The sequence below is a fragment of the Streptomyces sp. 1331.2 genome, from assembly GCF_900199205.1.
Taxonomy (GTDB): domain Bacteria; phylum Actinomycetota; class Actinomycetes; order Streptomycetales; family Streptomycetaceae; genus Kitasatospora.
In genome coordinates, this window is the sequence record NZ_OBMJ01000001.1 from 3,074,729 (window position 1) to 3,090,764 (window position 16,036).

Annotated in this window: 14 protein-coding genes; 8 read left to right on the plus strand and 6 right to left on the minus strand. The window is 73.1% G+C overall.

The window, feature by feature from the left end; genetic code table 11:
• Positions 1 to 59: 59 nt before the first annotated feature.
• Positions 60 to 1,976, minus strand: coding sequence for a D-alanyl-D-alanine carboxypeptidase family protein (locus tag CRP52_RS12930; protein WP_373560556.1), 1,917 nt, complete (start codon positions 1,974 to 1,976; stop codon positions 60 to 62).
• Between the two features lie 610 nt (positions 1,977 to 2,586).
• Between CRP52_RS12930 and CRP52_RS12935 the strand changes: the two genes are divergently transcribed.
• From CRP52_RS12935 to CRP52_RS12945, 3 genes are all read left to right on the plus strand, one after another.
• Positions 2,587 to 3,327, plus strand: a complete 741-nt coding sequence (locus tag CRP52_RS12935; RefSeq protein ID WP_097236537.1) for a GOLPH3/VPS74 family protein — start codon at positions 2,587 to 2,589, stop codon at positions 3,325 to 3,327.
• A gap of 608 nt (positions 3,328 to 3,935) precedes the next feature.
• A complete protein-coding gene (locus CRP52_RS12940; protein ID WP_097236538.1) occupies positions 3,936 to 4,802 on the plus strand; it encodes a helix-turn-helix domain-containing protein in 867 nt (288 codons plus the stop codon).
• Positions 4,799 to 5,008: a DUF397 domain-containing protein gene (locus CRP52_RS12945; protein ID WP_097236539.1), complete on the plus strand. Its 210-nt coding sequence runs from the start codon at positions 4,799 to 4,801 to the stop codon at positions 5,006 to 5,008. Before CRP52_RS12940 ends, CRP52_RS12945 begins: the two co-directional genes overlap by 4 nt.
• Positions 5,009 to 5,138: 130 nt before the next feature.
• Here CRP52_RS12945 and CRP52_RS12950 read toward each other — a convergent pair whose 3' ends face one another.
• Complete coding sequence (locus tag CRP52_RS12950) at positions 5,139 to 6,254, minus strand: ADP-ribosylglycohydrolase family protein (protein ID WP_097236540.1); 1,116 nt, start codon at positions 6,252 to 6,254, stop codon at positions 5,139 to 5,141.
• Positions 6,255 to 6,428: 174 nt separating this feature from the next.
• Complete coding sequence (locus tag CRP52_RS12955) at positions 6,429 to 9,035, minus strand: bifunctional FO biosynthesis protein CofGH (RefSeq protein WP_257032445.1); 2,607 nt, start codon at positions 9,033 to 9,035, stop codon at positions 6,429 to 6,431.
• 181 nt (positions 9,036 to 9,216) lie between these two features.
• Between CRP52_RS12955 and CRP52_RS12960 the strand changes: the two genes are divergently transcribed.
• The 3 genes from CRP52_RS12960 to CRP52_RS12970 are packed head-to-tail and all read left to right on the plus strand — an operon-like array spanning position 9,217 to position 12,391.
• Positions 9,217 to 10,461 (plus strand): LolA family protein, encoded by a 1,245-nt coding sequence (locus tag CRP52_RS12960; RefSeq protein WP_097236542.1) that lies wholly within the window; start codon positions 9,217 to 9,219, stop codon positions 10,459 to 10,461.
• Between the two features lie 3 nt (positions 10,462 to 10,464).
• Positions 10,465 to 11,529: an ABC transporter ATP-binding protein gene (locus CRP52_RS12965; protein WP_097236543.1), complete on the plus strand. Its 1,065-nt coding sequence runs from the start codon at positions 10,465 to 10,467 to the stop codon at positions 11,527 to 11,529.
• Entirely contained in the window at positions 11,516 to 12,391 is an 876-nt protein-coding gene (locus CRP52_RS12970; protein WP_097236544.1) for an ABC transporter permease, read from the plus strand. The genes CRP52_RS12965 and CRP52_RS12970 overlap by 14 nt, the downstream gene beginning before the upstream one ends.
• 6 nt (positions 12,392 to 12,397) lie before the next feature.
• Here CRP52_RS12970 and rarD read toward each other — a convergent pair whose 3' ends face one another.
• Positions 12,398 to 13,375 carry an EamA family transporter RarD gene (rarD, locus tag CRP52_RS12975; protein WP_097236545.1) on the minus strand — a complete coding sequence of 326 codons (978 nt, stop codon included), beginning with the start codon at positions 13,373 to 13,375 and terminating at the stop codon, positions 12,398 to 12,400.
• A gap of 182 nt (positions 13,376 to 13,557) precedes the next feature.
• Positions 13,558 to 14,412: an SDR family oxidoreductase gene (locus CRP52_RS12980; protein ID WP_097236546.1), complete on the minus strand. Its 855-nt coding sequence runs from the start codon at positions 14,410 to 14,412 to the stop codon at positions 13,558 to 13,560.
• 106 nt (positions 14,413 to 14,518) lie between these two features.
• On the opposite strand from CRP52_RS12980, the gene CRP52_RS12985 reads away from it, so the two are divergent.
• Positions 14,519 to 14,935, plus strand: a complete 417-nt coding sequence (locus CRP52_RS12985; protein WP_097236547.1) for a winged helix-turn-helix transcriptional regulator — start codon at positions 14,519 to 14,521, stop codon at positions 14,933 to 14,935.
• On the opposite strand, the gene CRP52_RS12990 is transcribed toward CRP52_RS12985, so the two are convergent.
• Positions 14,922 to 15,689: a TetR/AcrR family transcriptional regulator gene (locus tag CRP52_RS12990; RefSeq protein WP_097236548.1), complete on the minus strand. Its 768-nt coding sequence runs from the start codon at positions 15,687 to 15,689 to the stop codon at positions 14,922 to 14,924. The two genes, CRP52_RS12985 and CRP52_RS12990, sit on opposite strands and share 14 nt — an antisense overlap.
• 97 nt (positions 15,690 to 15,786) lie before the next feature.
• On the opposite strand from CRP52_RS12990, the gene CRP52_RS12995 reads away from it, so the two are divergent.
• A complete protein-coding gene (locus CRP52_RS12995; protein ID WP_097236549.1) occupies positions 15,787 to 16,011 on the plus strand; it encodes a DUF6011 domain-containing protein in 225 nt (74 codons plus the stop codon).
• Positions 16,012 to 16,036 lie beyond the last annotated feature (25 nt).

Sequence of the window (16,036 nt, forward strand, 5' to 3'; positions counted from 1 at the left end):
CGTTCGGCAATGGATCGGTTCAGCGGCTCGGCGGTGCACCGGGTCAGCTGCTCACCGGCTCACAGCATGCGCAGCAGCCGGGACTGGATGGACGCCGGCTTGAGGTCGGACTGGAGCGCCACCTTGACCTCCGACGTGTTCTCGCCGGTGCCGACGCGCAGCACGCCGACCTCCTTGCCGGCCGGCTCGTCGTGGCCGATCTTCGCCGCGTCCAGGGTGATCGTGCCGGAGATGCCGGGGAAGCCCGCCACCACCAGGTCCTTGGTCGCGACGAGCGGGACCTTGGCTCCCAGCCCGTCGTCCACCGAGCCGACGACATCGCCCTTCTTGACCACGGTCTGACCGGTCACGCCGCTCTGCGCGGCCTGGATCTGCTTGCCGCTGACCCTCAGCACTGTCGCCAGGATGTCGTCGCCCTTGTTGGGCGACGCGGCCGGCTGGCCGAGGGTGACGCCGAGGATCAGCCGCCGCACACCGTCGATCTCCTTGTACGCGGCCCACATCAGGCAGCCGCCGGCCGGGGTGCTGGAGCCGGTCTTGACGCCGATGACGCCGGTCTTCGGGTTGATCAGGTTGTTGGTGTTGGAGATCTTCACGTTGTTGAAGTTGGTCTCCGGGGTGGAGACGATCTGCCGGAAGATCTCGTCCTGCATGACCTGCTCGGCCAGCTTCAGCTGGTCCTTGGCGGTGGACTTGGTGTCCGCGTTGTAGCCCGCCGGGTCGGCGTAGATGGTGTTGGTCATGCCGAACTTGGCCGCGGTGTCGTTCATCTGCTTGACGAACGCGTCCTCGGAGCCGGAGTGGAACCGGGCGAGCAGCCGGGCCACGTTGTTGGCCGAGGGCAGCATCAGCAGTTCCAGCGCCTGGTACTCGGTGATGACCTGACCCTCGGTGAGCGTCACCCGGGACTCGTCGAGGTTGCCGGACTCCTGGGCGGCCTGCTTGTCGACGGTGATCTTGGGGCCGCTCTCTCCCTTCTTCAGCGGGAACTTCTGCAGGATCAGGTAGGCGTTCATCACCTTGGTGACGCTGGCGATCGAGGCCGGTGCCTCCTGGCCCGAGCTGCCGAGGCTGCCGATGCCGACCACCTCGGCGGCGGACTGGCCCTTGGCCGGCCAGGCGAGGTCGAGCTGGTCGCCACCGAAGCTGTAGCTGGCCGTGGCGGTCATCTTCACCCTGGCGTCCGGCAGCGGGCGCAGCAGCTGGGCCACCACGACCGCACCGAGCACCAGGGCGAGGAAGACCGTCCAGATGGTCGCCCGCTTGAGGGCGCGGCGCAGCGGCGAGACCGGGCGGGAGTTGAGGGAGGCCAGGACCTCCATCGCCTCGGCCGTGTTCTCGGGCGAGGGCAGCGGCTCCGGCGCCGGCTCCGGCATCGGCTCGGGCCGGGGCAGCGGCGGGGCCGGCGGCACCGGCCGCGGGTCCGGCTCGGGCAGCGGCTTCGGGCCGGGCGTCGGCGTGGGGAGGGGGCGGGGCTTCGGACGCGGTTCGGGCTCGGGCTCGGGGTCCGGGATGGGCTCGGGCTCGGGCTCGGGCAGCGGGCGCGGCGCCGGGGGCTCGGGCACCGAGCCGGCCGCCGGGGCGGCGGACTCGACGGCGTCGGCAGCGTCGGCGTCGGCCTCGGAGGCCTCGGAGGAGTCCTCGGCAGCGGCCTCGGCGGCCTTGCCGTCCTTACTGTCCTTCTTGTCCGCGCCGCCCCCGGCCTCTTCGGCCTTCTCGGCCGGGGCGGTCTTCTCGGCGCGTTCGGTCTTCCCGGCGTCTTCGGGCTCCTCGACAGCCTTCGCCACCGCCGTCCGAATCGCGAGACGGGGGTCGGCGCCGGACGGGCGCTCGGCGGGCTCCTTCACCCCGTCGGTCACCGACGAGGCCTCCGCCTTCTTCCCCTCACCACCGGAACTCCCGTTACCGGCAGCCTTCAGCAGCTCCTCGGGCAGCCGCAGTGCGGTGGTCTTGTTGTCCACCGGGAGCCGCAGCATCGTCGTCTTGCTGTCCACATCCTGGACACGGAGCTGTACGGTCGAGCCGCCCTTGGCCGCCGCCGTCGGGGCGTCGGCGGACGCCTTCGCGGGCTTCTCGCCGGTGGTCTCCGCGGAGTCGTCCCGGGGGGTCTCGTCAGCCCTCTCGGCCTCAGCCCCGGTCTCGGCCGCGGTCTCGGCGTCGGCCGTCCCGGTGGCGGACGCGGCGGACGTGGCCGACTCGGCCGCAGCGGCGTCCGTGCCGGTCCGTTCGCGTTCCCGGTCCTGCTCCCGCTCGCCGTCCCTCAGCACCCTGTCGGGGGACTCGCCCACGTATCCCAGCCTCCTCAACGCCCGGCGGGGCACCGGCGAACCCGATTTCGGGAAGCCGACGCCCCGCCCCGTGTATCTGTACAGTTTCCGCCACCGACGGCCGATCCCATCGCGCACACCCCGCCCGACCGGCGCTTATTGCCGTCGCACGGACGCACTGCGGCCTGTTCACCGGTCAGACGCCGGGCCTGCGGCCGCCGGTTCCGCGCCTCCAGCGCAAGGTCACGATTCGGAGGCGTACTCGACAAGCCCGTGTGAGAGGCGTCACCCTGTCTCTCATCCACGCGGGGAGGCTTGGATGGGCAAGAGCCGCAGAACTGTTCCCGAGGAACTCTTGCTGCTCGCCTTGGACCCGACCACGGGTACCACGGCGCAGCCGCAGACCCTCGACCTCGGACTCGCCGGGGCGCAGCTCGTCGAGCTGTCCCTGGCCGGACGGATCGTACCGGAGGGAGACCGGATCGCCGTCGTACTGGCACGACCGACCGGTGACCCGACCCTCGACCACGCACTGGAACTGCTGCGCCGACGCGGCAGTCCGGTCCGCGCGGCGCACTGGATCGGCGGGCCCCGGCTGGGGCTGCGGCAGACGTACCTGGCGCACCTGGAGCGCTGCGGCATGGTCACGGCCGTGCCGGGCCAGGTGTGCGGGGTGCTGCCGACGATCCGGTACCAGGCGTCCGACGACTGCACCAACGCCGCGATCAAGCAACGGCTGGACGCCGCGATCCGCACCGGCGTGCCGCCGGACCCGCGGACGGCCGCGCTGGCGGCGCTCGCCCACTCGGTGGGGCTGGGCAAGCACCTGTACCCGGGCAACGAGGGCCGGTCCTCGCGGTCCCGGCTGCGCGACCTGATCCGGTACGACCCGCTCGGTGGGATGGTCGCGCACGCCGTGATGGATGTGCAGAACGGCCTGCCGGCACAGCAGAACCGTTCCGCCCAGGGCTCCGGGACCGCCACCGGCCGCTCCGGCAGCCGTACGGCGGGGCGCGGTTCGGGCGGGCGGGTCGCCGCCTCCCGGGTCGGCGTCCGATGACCGGAGCGGGCCCGACCGGAGCAGGCCCGACCGGAGGGCTCGGGGAGGGTCCGGCGCGGGGGCCGGGGCACGATACACCGCCCGACGCCCCTGACGGCCCGCCCGACGGCGCACACCGCCCCGCCCACGCCCCACGGGGGCGCTGAGCGACCCGACGCACCACCGGAGAGCGCCGCCGGAAAGCACCACCCCGAACCGCCGGAACCACCCGAACCGCCAGAGGCACCAAGAGCACCGAGGGGCGGTCGCCCCGCGACGCAAGTCGCCCGGCGACCGCCCCTCTGCCGTCCCCGAAGCCCGCAGCAGCCCGCCCCCGCACATGCCAGGGGCAGCTGCGCGGGACTCCCGGGGACACCCGTCGCACTGTCAGTCCGAGTCACTGATCCAGTCACTGATCCAGTCACCGAGCCGCATTACCACCTGGGGTCTTTCGCTGTCTCGCGGAAGCACTTTTCCGATGATCTGTTCTACCGCGCTGCTGTGATTCCCCGGCGCCGACCTGGCCCAAGGTGACATGCTGCTCCGAGTCAGGGGGGTTGGTCCCAATGTCCGAAGTGTTCCGAGGGCTGCCGCTCCAACGAACACCAGAGGTCCGGCCGGAGGTCGAAGTGTCCGCCAACGTCAATCCCACCGTGCGTCGCCGACGCCTCGGGTCCGAGCTCCGCAAGCTCCGCGAGGGGCTCGGCATGACGGCGGAGGAGGTCGCCGGCCGGCTGATGGTCTCCCAGTCGAAGATCAGCCGGCTGGAGAACGGCCGCCGCAGCATCAGCCAGCGGGACGTGCGCGACCTCTGCGACGTGTACAACGTGGCCGACGACCAGATGCGCTCCAGCCTCATGGAGATGGCCAAGGAGTCGCGCCAGCGCGGCTGGTGGCACGACTTCAACGACATGCCGACCCCGTACAGCGTCTACATCGGGCTGGAGGCCGAGGCCTCCTCGATCCGCGCGTACGAGTCCTCCTTCGTCCCCGGCCTGCTGCAGACCGAGCAGTACGCCCAGGCCGTGGTCGAGGGCACCCAGCCGGACACCGACGCGGTCGCCGTGCAGCGCCGGGTGCAGGTCCGGATGAAGCGCCAGGAGCGCGTCCACGGCGAGAACCAGCTGGGCAGCCTGTGGACCGTCATAGACGAGGCGGTGCTGCGCCGCGAGGTCGGCAGCAAGGAGGTGATGGCCCGGCAGCTGCGGCAGATGCTGGAGCTGAGCCAGCGCCCCAACATCACCATCCAGGTGATCCCGTTCGCGCACGGCGCCCACCCCGGCATGACCGGGACATTCTCCCTGCTGGAGTTCCCGGAGTCAGCCGATTCCACGGTTGTCTACTTCGAAGGTGTGACGAGCGATCTCTACCTGGAGAAGGAGGCCGATGTGCGCCGCTATACCGGTCTCTACGACTACCTGAGAGCGGCCGCACTCGGTGTCGCGGAGAGCCGGTCGCTGATAGCCGACATCGAAAAGGAACTGCACGAAAAATGATCACCCCACCCGAGTACGGAACCCGTTGGCGGAAGAGCAGTCACAGCGGCGGCCAGGGCGCCTGTGTGGAGGTCGCCGTCCCCGGAGCGGGGGTGGTGGCCGTCCGGGACTCCAAGGACCCTCACGGCCCGCAGCTGTCCTTCTCGACCGAGGCCTGGAACGCCTTCGCCGCCGCGGCGGCCTCGGGCGCCTTCGGCAGCCCCTGAACCGACGCGAAGGTACCGTACTCGGGCCAGTTGCCCGTAGCGGTGCCCGTCGCCACCCCCGGCGACGGTCGACGCTACGGGCAACTGCCCTGTCGGGGGACTGCTTCGGGGCCTGCTTCGGGGCCCTGCCTCAGCCGGTCACCGGGTAGCGGGCGGCCCAGGTGGCGCCCTCCGGGGTCCGCCGGTCGTGCAGCTCGCTGCCGTGCATCAGCTCCAGCACGAAGTCGTCGGCGAGTTCGAGGATCGCGGCGCGCCCCTCGACCCCGGCCACCAGGCCCGGCGGCAGCGCGGTGTCCCCGTGCAGCACCCCGAGCAGGTTGCCGCAGATCGCGCCGGTGGAGTCGCTGTCCCCGGAGTGGTTGACGGCGAGCAGCAGGCCCGAGCGGACGTCGTGGGCGACCAGCGCGCAGTAGACCGCGATCGCCAGCGCCTCCTCGGCGACCCAGCCCTCCCCCAGTGCCTCGACCCGGTCCGCGGACGGTTCACCGGCCCGGACGGCGTCCAGCGCGGCCCGCAGCGCGGCCGTGGTCTCCTCGTGCGCGTGCCGCTCGGAGAGCAGGGCGAGCGCCAGGTGGACGCCCTCCTCCAGGGTGCCGCCGCGGGCGACCGACTGGACGATCACCGCGAAGGCGCCCGCCGCCAGGTAGCCGGTGGGGTGGCCGTGGGTGAGCACCGAGCACTCCACCGCGAGCTGGAACACCAGGCCCGGCTCCCAGGTGGTGAGCAGCCCGAACGGGGCCGAGCGCACCACCGTGCCGCAGGCCTTGGAGTGCGGGTTCTTGGGCCGCTCCAGCGTGCCGAGCCGATCCGCGTCGGGCCCGGTGAGGCCGGACAGGCTGCCCTGGCCGGGGGCGCGCTGGGCGTACAGCCACTCCTCGCGGCCGAGCCAGCCGAGGTCCGGGCGGCGCTCGTCCGGGCCCCAGTCGCGCTGGGTGGCGGCCCAGCGCAGGTAGGCCAGGTGCAGGTCGGTGGGCGGGTGCCAGCTGCCGGTGTCGCGCCGGATGTGGGCGCGGATGAGCCCGTCGACGGTGAACAGGCTGAGCTGGGTGTCGTCGGTGACGGCGCCGGTGCGCCCGTACGCAGGGACGTAGCCGGTGACGCCCTGCGGGCCGTGCTGCGCCCGGATCTTCTCCAGCGCCTCGAACTCGACGCCGGCGCCGAGCGCGTCGCCGATGGCCCCGCCGAGCAGGCAGCCCCGCACCCGGCTGCGGTAGTCCTGCTGCTGGGCGCGTGACCACAGTGGCATCACGACGGGGCGCCTTTCGTCGGGGTAGGGGGGCCGCGCGGCCCTCGGCCGGCGCGCGCCCTCGCACTGTATTCGAAGGTGTGAACGCGTCAACGCGCTCCCTCGAACTTCAGTGCCCCCTGCCCCTCCTTCTCCGTGCCCCTCCGTGCCCGTGGCCCCTCGGCCCTGGCGTCCTCAGTCCAGTACGGGCAGCAGCTCCGGCAGGTGTCCGTCCGAGGCCCGGGCGGCGGCCTGGCGCTCGGCCGGCACCTCGCCGTAGGTGGTGGTGCGCTGGCGGTGCGGGCGGCCCGCCAGCTCGGCGATCGCCTGCAGGTCGCGCACCGACTTGTAACTCCCGTACGCCGAACCGGCCATCCGCGAAATGGTCTCCTCCATCAGCGTGCCGCCCAGGTCGTTGGCGCCGGAGCGGAGCATCTCGGCCGCGCCCTCGGCGCCCAGCTTGACCCAGCTGGTCTGGATGTTGGGGATGTGCGGGTGCAGCAGCAGCCGGGCCATCGCCACCACCGCGCGGTTGTCCCGGGCGGTCGGGCCGGGCCGGGCGATGCCGGCCAGGTAGACCGGGGCGTTGGTGTGGACGAACGGCAGGGTCACGAACTCGGTGAAGCCGCCGCTGCCGTCGGATCCGAGCGAGCGTTGCTGGATCTCCGCGAGCAACCGCAGGTGGCCGAGCCAGTGCTGCGGGGTGTCCACGTGCCCGTACATCATCGTGGACGAGGAGCGGATGCCCAGCTCGTGCGCGGTGCTGACCACCTCGACCCAGGTGGCGGCCGGCAGCTTGCCCTTGGTGAGCACCCAGCGGACGTCGTCGTCCAGGATCTCGGCGGCGGTGCCCGGGATGGTGTCCAGGCCCGACTCCTTGGCCCGCTGCAGCCAGTCGCGGATCGAGAGCCCGGTGCGGGTCGCGCCGTTGACCACCTCCATCGGCGAGAAGGCGTGCACGTGGATGCCGGGCACCCGCTCCTTCACCGCGCGGGCGATGTCGAAGTAGGCGGTGCCGGGCAGGTCCGGGTGGATGCCGCCCTGCATGCAGACCTCGGTGGCGCCCACCTCCCAGGCCTGCGCGGCCCGGTCGGCGACCTGCTCCAGCGACAGGGTGTAGGCGTCCGCGTCGGTGCGCCGCTGGGCGAAGGCGCAGAACCGGCAGCCGGTGTAGCAGACGTTGGTGAAGTTGATGTTCCGGGTGACGCAGTAGGTGACCTCGTCCCCGACGGCGTCGCGGCGCACCTCGTCGGCGATCCGGCAGAGCGCGTCCAGGGCCGGGCCGTCGGCGTGGAACAGGGCCAGTGCCTGGTCGTCGGTCAGCTGCGTCGGGTCGTCGGCGGCCACCGCCAGGGCTCCGCGCAGGTCCCCGGCGAGGCGCTCGGGGGCACCCTTGGCGAGCACCTGCTCGCGCAGCACCTCCCAGTCGCCGTACACGTCCTCGAAGTCGGCGCGGCGGTCGCCGGTACGGCCCTCGGTGTCGATGGTGGCGTGCAGGTCGGTGCGCCCGTACGACTCCGGCAGGTCCTCGGGCTCCTGCCAGGGCAGGCCCACGACCGGCGCGTCCGGATCGGCGAGCCCGGTGGCCGGGTCGGCCAGGGCGCGGACGTGCGGCAGCACCCGCGGGTCCAGCCAGGGCTCGCCGTGGCGCACGTACTCGGGGTAGACGGCCAGCCGCTCGCGCAGCTCGAAGCCGGCCGCCGCCGATTCCTCGGCCAGCCGGTCGATCTGCGGCCAGGGGCGTTCCGGGTTGACGTGGTCCGGGGTGACCGGGGAGACGCCGCCCCAGTCGTCGATGCCGGCCGCGATCAGCCGCCCGTACTCGCCGTCCACCAGGTTCGGCGGGGCCTGCAGGCAGGCGGTCGGGCCCATCAGGTGCCGGGCCACCGCCACCGTGGCCACCAGCTCGTCCAGTTCGGCGTCCGGCATGCCGCGCATCGCCGTGTCCGGCTTGGCGCGGAAGTTCTGCAGGATCAGCTCCTGGATGCCGTGGTAGGCGCGGGAGACCTTGCGCAGCGCGAACAGCGACTCGGCGCGCTCCCGGTACGTCTCGCCGATGCCGATCAGCAGGCCGCTGGTGAAGGGGACGGAGCTGCGGCCCGCGTCCTCCAGCACCCGCAGCCGGACGGCCGGTTCCTTGTCCGGGGAGCCGTGGTGCGGGCCGCCGGGCTCGCTCCACAGCCGGGTGGCGGTGGTCTCCAGCATCATGCCCATCGAGGCGGAGACCGGCTTGAGCCGCTGGAAGTCCGTCCAGCTCAGCACCCCGGGGTTGAGGTGCGGCAGCAGGCCGGTCTCCTCCAGGATGCGGATGGACATCGCCCGGACGTAGGCGATGGTGTCGTCGTAGCCGTGTGCGTCCAGCCACTCGCGGGCCTCGGGCCACCGGTCCTCGGGCTTGTCCCCGAGCGTGATCAGGGCTTCCTTGCAGCCGAGTTCGGCCCCGCGCCGGGCGACCTCCAGCACCTCGTCCGGGGACATGTACAGCCCGTGGCCCGCGCGGCGCAGCTTGCCGGGGACGGTGGCGAAGGTGCAGTAGTGGCACTTGTCGCGGCACAGCCGGGTGAGCGGGATGAAGACGCTCTTGGAGTAGGTGATGACGCCGGGGCGGCCGGCCGCTTCGAGGCCGGCGTCGCGCAACCGGGCGGCGCTCGAACAGAGCTCGCGCAGGTCCTCGCCTCGGGCTTGCAGCAGTACGGCGGCCTCGGTCAGGTCGAGGGCGACGCCGTCCCGGGCGCGGCGCAGGGCGCGGCGCATCGCGTTCGCGGTCGGGGGGTTGCTTGCGTCCATGGCGGTTCCGTCCATGGCGCGACCCTACGCCAGCGGTCGTACGCCGGGAGGAGCAACCCTGAGGCCGTCTCAGGGTCGATGTACCCGAGAAGGCCAACCCGATCTGGCCCCACAGGGCGATGCCGGCGCGGGCACGACGGCCTCTAATGGAGGGGCAGGCGCAACCGCACGTGTTCGCAGAGGAGTTGAGGACGCCATGACCAATGAGACGGTGACGGGTGACGGCCCGGACGGCGGGGTGCCGTACCGCTCGCGCCGGCGCGTACTGATGCGCGCCGGCGTGCCGCTGGCGGTGGGCGCGGTGATCGCCGCGGGGGTCGGGCTGGTGCCCGCGCTGGCCGCCGACTCCGCCCCCGACCTGCCGTCGCTGACGGCGGAGCAGGTGGTCGCCAAGGCGCTCGGCTCCCAGGCCCAGGCCCTGTCCGGGACGGTCTCGATCAGCACCGACCTCGGCCTGCCCACCCAGCTGCTGAGCGGGGTCGGCGGGATCACCTCGGCGGCCGGGCAGGGCGGGCAGAGCGCCGGTTCCTCGGCGGACCCGCAGACCAAGCTGCTCGGCCTGCTGGGCGGCGACCGGACCCTGCGGGTCGCGGTGGACGGCCCGGAGCGCCAGCGGGTGGACGTCATGGAGAACATGGCCGGCTACACCGTGGTCCGCAACGGCGACCAGTCCTGGGCCTGGGACAGCTCCACCAACAGCGCCGTGCACCTGAGCGGAGCGGCGGCCCAGCTCGCCCGCAAGCACGCCGACCAGCACCCCGGCGCGCCGCTGACCGAGCTGCCCACCACCCCGCAGGAGGCCGCCCGGCAGTTCCTGGCCGCGAGCGCCGGCACCACCTCGGTCACCGTCGCCGGGACGGCGAGCGTGGCCGGGCAGAAGGCCTACCAGCTGAGCGTCAAGCCGACCCAGTCCGGTTCGACCGTCGCCGAGGTCCGGATCGCGGTGGCCGCCGACAACGGCGTGCCGCTCGCGGTGGCGGTGAAGTCCACCGACGGCAGCACCGTCCTGGACGTCCGCTTCACCGACGTCTCCTTCGCCGAGCCGGCCGCCAAGACCTTCGACTTCACCGTGCCCAAGGGCGCCAAGGTGACGGAGAAGAAGGCGGAGGACGCGATCAAGGAAGGCACGGCGGCGGGCTCCGAGGCCAAGGCGCACGGCAACGGGAGCGGCAACGGGGACGCGAACGTGATCGGCGAGGGCTGGACGACCGTGGTCTCCACCCGACTGCCCGGCAGCGTCGAGGCGCCGAAGGGCGACGGCAAGCACGGCGGCCGCGGGTCGGTGAACCCGCAGGGGCTGATCAAGTCGCTCGGCAAGCCGGTCGACGGCGGCACCCTGATCGGCACCAAGGTCGTCAACGTCCTGCTCACCGACGACGGCCGGGTCTTCGCCGGCGCGGTGACCCTGCCGGTCCTGCAGCACGCCGCCGGGGTGAACTGACGGATGACCAAGGCTCCCGTAACGGGGGACGTTACGGAGTCGGCCGGGGGTCCGGGCGCCGAGCCGCGCCCGGCCCCCGTTCCCGTTCCTCCCGCCTCTCCCGCTGCCTCTCCCTCCGCTTCCACCGCCGATGACGTGATCAGGACCCGCGGCCTGACCAAGCGCTTCCGGGGCGGCCAGCTCGCCGTGGACGGCCTGGACCTGTCCGTGCCGCGCGGCTCCGTCTTCGGCTTCCTGGGCCCCAACGGCTCCGGCAAGACCACCACCATCCGGATGCTGATGGGCCTGATCGCCCCCACCTCGGGCACGGCCACCGTCCTCGGCGAGTCGATGCCGCAGTCCGTCGCCACCGTGCTGCCCCGGGTCGGCGCGCTGATCGAGGGCCCGGCGCTGTACGGCTTCCTCTCCGGCCGGGACAACCTGGCCCGCTTCGACGCCGCCGACCCGACCGCCGATCCGCGCACAAGGCGCCGGCGGGTCGACGCGGCGCTGGAGCGAGTCGGCCTGGCCGCGGCGGCGGGCAAGAAGGCCCGCGCGTACTCGCTGGGCATGAAGCAACGCCTGGGCCTCGCCTCCGCACTGCTGCAGCCGCGCGAGCTGCTGGTGCTGGACGAGCCCACCAACGGGCTGGACCCGCAGGGCATGCGGGAGATCCGGGCGCTGGTCCGGGAGGTCGCGGCGGAGGGCACCACGGTGTTCCTCTCCTCGCACCTGCTGGACGAGATCGAGCAGGTCTGCACCCACGCGGCGGTGATGTCCCGGGGCCGGCTGGTGGTACAGGGCACCGTCGCCGAGCTGGCCGCCCGGGCGCAGGGCCGGCTGGTGGTCCGCACCCCGGACGTGGCCCGGGCCGCCGAGGTGCTGGCGGCCCACCAGGTCACCGGCCTGGTGCCCGGCGAGGAGCGGGTGGACGGCGAGGTGGGCGAGCGCGGCGACGAGGCGCTGCCCAGGCTGTGCGCGGCGCTGGTCGAGGCCGGGGTACGGGTGCACGGCTTCGGGCTGGAGCGGGGCACGTTGGAGGACGCCTTCGTGGCGCTGACCGGGGAGGGTTTCGATGTCGCAGGCTGAGGCGCTTCCCTTGCGCACGGGCCGGCGGCCGCAGACCGCGGCCGGGTTCCTGGCGCTGTTCCGCAACGAGCTGCACCTGACCTTCCGCCGGCTGCGCACCAAGGTGCTGCTGGGGATCCTGGCGGTGCTGCCGGTCCTGATCGGGGTGGTCGTCAAGCTCAACACCGACAGCCCGCACGAGGGCGGCGGTGGCCCGAGCTTCATCGCGCAGACCACCCAGAACGGGCTGTTCCTGGTGTTCACGGCGCTGGCCGTGGCGCTGCCGGTCTTCCTGCCGATGACGGTCGGCGTGGTCGCCGGGGACTCGGTGGCGGGCGAGGCGGCCACCGGGACGCTGCGCTACCTGCTGGTCGCCCCGGCCGGGCGGACCCGGCTGCTGGCCGCCAAGTTCACCGCCGGGCTGGTGTTCTGCCTGGCCGCGACGGCGGCGGTCGCGCTGGCGGCCCTGGCCACCGGCGCCGCGCTCTTCCCGCTCGGCGAGGTCACGCTGCTCTCCGGGGACACCATCGGCCTCGCCGACGCGCTGCTGCGCGCGTTGCTGGTCGCCGGGGTGGTCGCGCTCTCGCTGGCCGGACTGGTGGCGATCGGGCTGTTCGTCTCCACCCTCACCGGCAGCGGGATCGCGGCGATGGCGGCCACCGTCGGGCTGGTGATCACCGTCCAGATCCTGGACGCCTTCCCGCAGCTGGACGCGGTCAGGCCGTTCCTGTTCACGCACTACTGGCTCAGCTTCTCGGACCTGTTGCGGGAGCCGATGTACTGGGACGGCGTGCTGAAGGACCTCGGCCTGCAGGCCGCCTACGTCGCCGTGTTCGGCTCGGCGGCCTGGGCGCGCTTCACCAGCCGGGACATCAGCGCGTGAGGGCCGTCAGCGCGTGACGGCTGCCTGGGTCGTCTCCGCCGGTACGGGCTGCGGCAGCGCCGCGGCCCGCGCCGCGCGGTCGGTCCGCACCTGGCGCAGCGCGTCCCAGGTGAGCACCGCGAGCGCGGCCCAGACCAGGCCGAACCCGGCCCAGCGGGCGGGCGGCATCGACTCGTGGAAGACGGCGACCCCGATCAGGAACTGGAACACCGGCGCCAGGTACTGCAGCAGCCCGAGCACGGTCAGCGGCACCCGGACGGCCGAGGCGCCGAAGAGCAGCAGCGGGATCGCGGTGACCACCCCGCTGAGCATCAGCAGCCCGGAGTGCCCCCAGCCGTACGAGCCGGCCACCGTGTGCCCGAAGGTGCCGCGCCCGCTGACCTCCAGGTAGACCAGGTAGCCGAGGGCAAACGGGAACATGAAGGCGCTCTCCGCCGCCAGGCTCTCCAGCCCGCTCAGCCCGACCTTCTTCTTCAGCAGGCCGTAGGTGGCGAAGGAGAACGCGAGGGTCAGCGCGATCCACGGCAGCCGCCCGTAGGCGACGCTCAGCACGGCGACGGCGAGGGCGCCGACGCCCACCGCCGTCCACTGCGCGACGCGCAGCCGCTCCTTGAGCACCAGGACGCCGAAGGCGATGGTGACCAGGGGGTTGATGAAGTAGCCGAGGCTGGTCTCGACGACGTGGCCGGCGTTGACGGCCCAGATGTAGACGCCCCAGTTGACCGAGATGACGGCGGCCGCGCAGGCCAGCATGGCGATCCGGCGGGGCTGGCGCAGCAGCGGGCGTATCCAGCCCCAGTGCCGCTGCGCGACGAGCAGCAGGACCACCGCGACGAGGGACCAGACCATCCGGTTGGCCAGGATGTCGTCGGCGGCGCCGGGCTCCAGTAGCGGCCAGAAGAGGGGGAACAGCCCCCAGATGCCGTAGGCCGCGAAGCCGTACCAGAGGCCTCGGCCGCTGTCCTGCTGGTCTGTCTGTGGCATGGCCGAGTGCCCTCCCGCGCGCGCGTGTCGTCAGGTGACGGTAACCGGCGGGAGGGCAGGCTGTCATATCCGTTTCCGTATTTTGGTCATGACATTGCCCGAAGGCTGGACTCCGGACGGTCCGGGCCGGGCGCTTTCCGGGTGCCTTGCCGGGCGCCCTACCGGGTGTCCTGCCGGGTGTTTCAGGAGCTCAGCGCCGTGCGGACGGACTCGGCCAGCGGCACGGTCGGGCGGCCGATCAGCCGGGCCAGGTCGCCCGGGGTGGCGGCCAGCTCGCCGCGCGCGATGCCGGCGTCCACGTCCACGACCACGTCGGCGAAGCCCTCGGGCACCCCCGCGCCCACCAGCACCGCACGGTGCTCGGCCGGGGTGACGTCCCGGTGCACGACCGGCTTGCCCGAGGCCTGCGCCAGCTCGGCCGCCAGCTCGGACAGGCTCCAGGCGGCGTCGCCGCTCAGCTCGTACACCGCGTTCTCGTGGCCGTCGCCCGCGCCGGTCAGGACCGCGACGGCCGCGTCCGCGTAGTCCCGGCGCGGGGCGGTCGCCACCCGGCCGTCCCCCGCGCTGCCGAGCACCACGCCCCGCTCCAGCGTGCCGGACACGTCGCCCAGGTAGTTCTCGGTGTACCAGCCGTTGCGCAGCAGCGCGTACGGCAGGCCGGAGGCGAGCAGCAGGTCCTCGGTCGCCTTGTGCTCGTCGCCCAGCCGGAAGGTCGCCGTGCCCAGGATGCTGGTGTACGCGAGCAGCGCGACCCCGGCGGCCTTCGCCGCGTCGATCACCGCGCCGTGCTGGGACTCCCGGCTGCCGAGCTCGTTCCCGGAGATCAGCAGCACCCGGTCGCCGGCCGCGAAGGCCCCGGCAAGCGTCTCGGGCCGGTTGTAGTCCGCCTCGTGGACCCGCACCCCCTGCTTCGCCCACTCCTCGGCCTTGGCGGCGGAGCGGACCAGGACGGCGATCTCGCTCGCCGGGACGGTGGCCAGCAGGCCCTCCACGACCAGTCGGCCGAGCTGTCCGGTGGCTCCGGTGACGACGTACATGCTGCTGCTCCCTGCGGGGTTGTCGATCTGCTTCGACACTCACCCTAGGAACGGCACTTACTTCTGGATAGTACGCACTTTGAAGTACGGTACTGGCATGGAGGTAATGGAAGAGGTCATCGCCGACGTCGTCGAGGAGGAGCGGCCCCTGCTGGACCGGGTGCCCGACGTCTACGACCGCGACTGCCCCTCGCGCGGAGTGCTGGAGCACGTCACCAGCCGGTGGGGGGTGCTGGTGCTGGTGGCCCTGCGCGAGCGCGGGTACCGCTTCAGCGAACTGCGCCGCCGGGTGTCGGGCGTCAGCGAGAAGATGCTCGCGCAGACCCTGCAGAACCTGGAGCGGGACGGCTTGGTGCTGCGCGTGGCCCACCCCGTGATCCCGCCCAGGGTCGACTACAGCCTCACCCCGCTCGGGCAGGAGGCCGCCGAGCACGTCTCGGCGCTCGCGCACTGGGTGGAGGCGCGGATGTGCGCCGTCGCCGAGGCCCGCGAGGAGTACGACGGCCGGCCTACCGCTCCTTGACCAGGGCCGCCAGGCCGTCCAGGACGCGGGCCAGGCCGAAGGCGTACGCGTGGTCCGGGCTGTACGCGCCGCCGTGCGCCGCGCCGGCGGCGGCTCCGACGCGGGCGGCCACCGGGTAGCGCTCGGGGTCGAAGACCCGGGCGAGCAGGTCGGCGTTGGCGGCCCACCACTGCTCGTCGGTCATCGCGCTGTCCTGCCGGGCGCCGCGCTCGTCGGCGGCCATCCGGGCGCAGGTCTGCACGAAGCCGAGCAGGTGGGTGAGCGCGGCGTCGAGTTCGACGTCGGGCAGGCCGGTGCCCTCGAAGGCGCGCAGCTCGTACTCGTACTTGGCCATCAGGCCGGGGCCCAGCGGCGGCCGGCTGGTGGAGACGGCGGCGACCCACGGGTGGGCGGCGTGGAGCGCGCGGTTGTCGTCCGCGACGGCGGTGACCCGGGCCCGCCAGCCCTGGTCGGCGGGGGTGCTGCGGGGCATCGTGGCGTAGACGGTGTCCAGCATCAGGTCGAGCAGTTCGGCCTTGCCGGGCACGTAGGTGTAGAGCGCCATCGGGGAGAGACCGAGCTCCTGCGCGACCCGGCGCATGGTGACGGCGTCCACGCCCTCGGCGTCCGCGAGGGCGATGGCGACGGCGGCGATCTCACCGGTCGAACGCGCCTGCCGGGGCCCGCGCCGACCGGGCTTCTCCTCGGCGGTGAGCCCCCAGAGCAGGGCGAGGGTACGCGCCGGATCTCCTGCGCTGCTGCGGTCGGTGGCCATGGGGCCATGGTTTCACGCAGCCGCCGGCCTACCGGCCCGGGGCCTGCACGGCGCAGGGCCGTCACCGTCCCCGGTGTGCCCCGTTACCGTCTCCGGTATGACGAGCCCCGACCCGGCCCCTCTTCCGGCCCCGCTCCCGGACCCGCTCCCCGGCACGGACACCGCGCGGACCCTCCGGACCCGGGTGACCTGCCGCCGCTGCCACCGGCCGCTGCACGACCCGGAGTCGCGGATGCTGCGGTTGGGGCCGGAGTGCCGCGACCCGGCGGAGCGGGTCGCCCGGTTCGACGTCGACCAGGACCCGCTGCCGGGCGTCGGGTAGCGCGGGGGCGCCGGGCTCCCCGGTG

Coding starts and splice junctions, on each gene's coding strand:
- CRP52_RS12930 (WP_373560556.1), bottom strand. CDS start 1,976: ATGCTGCGGCTCCCGGTGGACAACAAGACCACCGCACTGCGGCTGCCC.
- CRP52_RS12935 (WP_097236537.1), top strand. CDS start 2,587: ATGGGCAAGAGCCGCAGAACTGTTCCCGAGGAACTCTTGCTGCTCGCC.
- CRP52_RS12945 (WP_097236539.1), top strand. CDS start 4,799: ATGATCACCCCACCCGAGTACGGAACCCGTTGGCGGAAGAGCAGTCAC.
- CRP52_RS12950 (WP_097236540.1), bottom strand. CDS start 6,254: ATGCCACTGTGGTCACGCGCCCAGCAGCAGGACTACCGCAGCCGGGTG.
- CRP52_RS12955 (WP_257032445.1), bottom strand. CDS start 9,035: ATGGACGGAACCGCCATGGACGCAAGCAACCCCCCGACCGCGAACGCG.
- CRP52_RS12960 (WP_097236542.1), top strand. CDS start 9,217: ATGACCAATGAGACGGTGACGGGTGACGGCCCGGACGGCGGGGTGCCG.
- CRP52_RS12965 (WP_097236543.1), top strand. CDS start 10,465: ATGACCAAGGCTCCCGTAACGGGGGACGTTACGGAGTCGGCCGGGGGT.
- CRP52_RS12970 (WP_097236544.1), top strand. CDS start 11,516: ATGTCGCAGGCTGAGGCGCTTCCCTTGCGCACGGGCCGGCGGCCGCAG.
- rarD (WP_097236545.1), bottom strand. CDS start 13,375: ATGCCACAGACAGACCAGCAGGACAGCGGCCGAGGCCTCTGGTACGGC.
- CRP52_RS12980 (WP_097236546.1), bottom strand. CDS start 14,412: ATGTACGTCGTCACCGGAGCCACCGGACAGCTCGGCCGACTGGTCGTG.
- CRP52_RS12985 (WP_097236547.1), top strand. CDS start 14,519: ATGGAAGAGGTCATCGCCGACGTCGTCGAGGAGGAGCGGCCCCTGCTG.
- CRP52_RS12990 (WP_097236548.1), bottom strand. CDS start 15,689: ATGGCCACCGACCGCAGCAGCGCAGGAGATCCGGCGCGTACCCTCGCC.
- CRP52_RS12995 (WP_097236549.1), top strand. CDS start 15,787: ATGACGAGCCCCGACCCGGCCCCTCTTCCGGCCCCGCTCCCGGACCCG.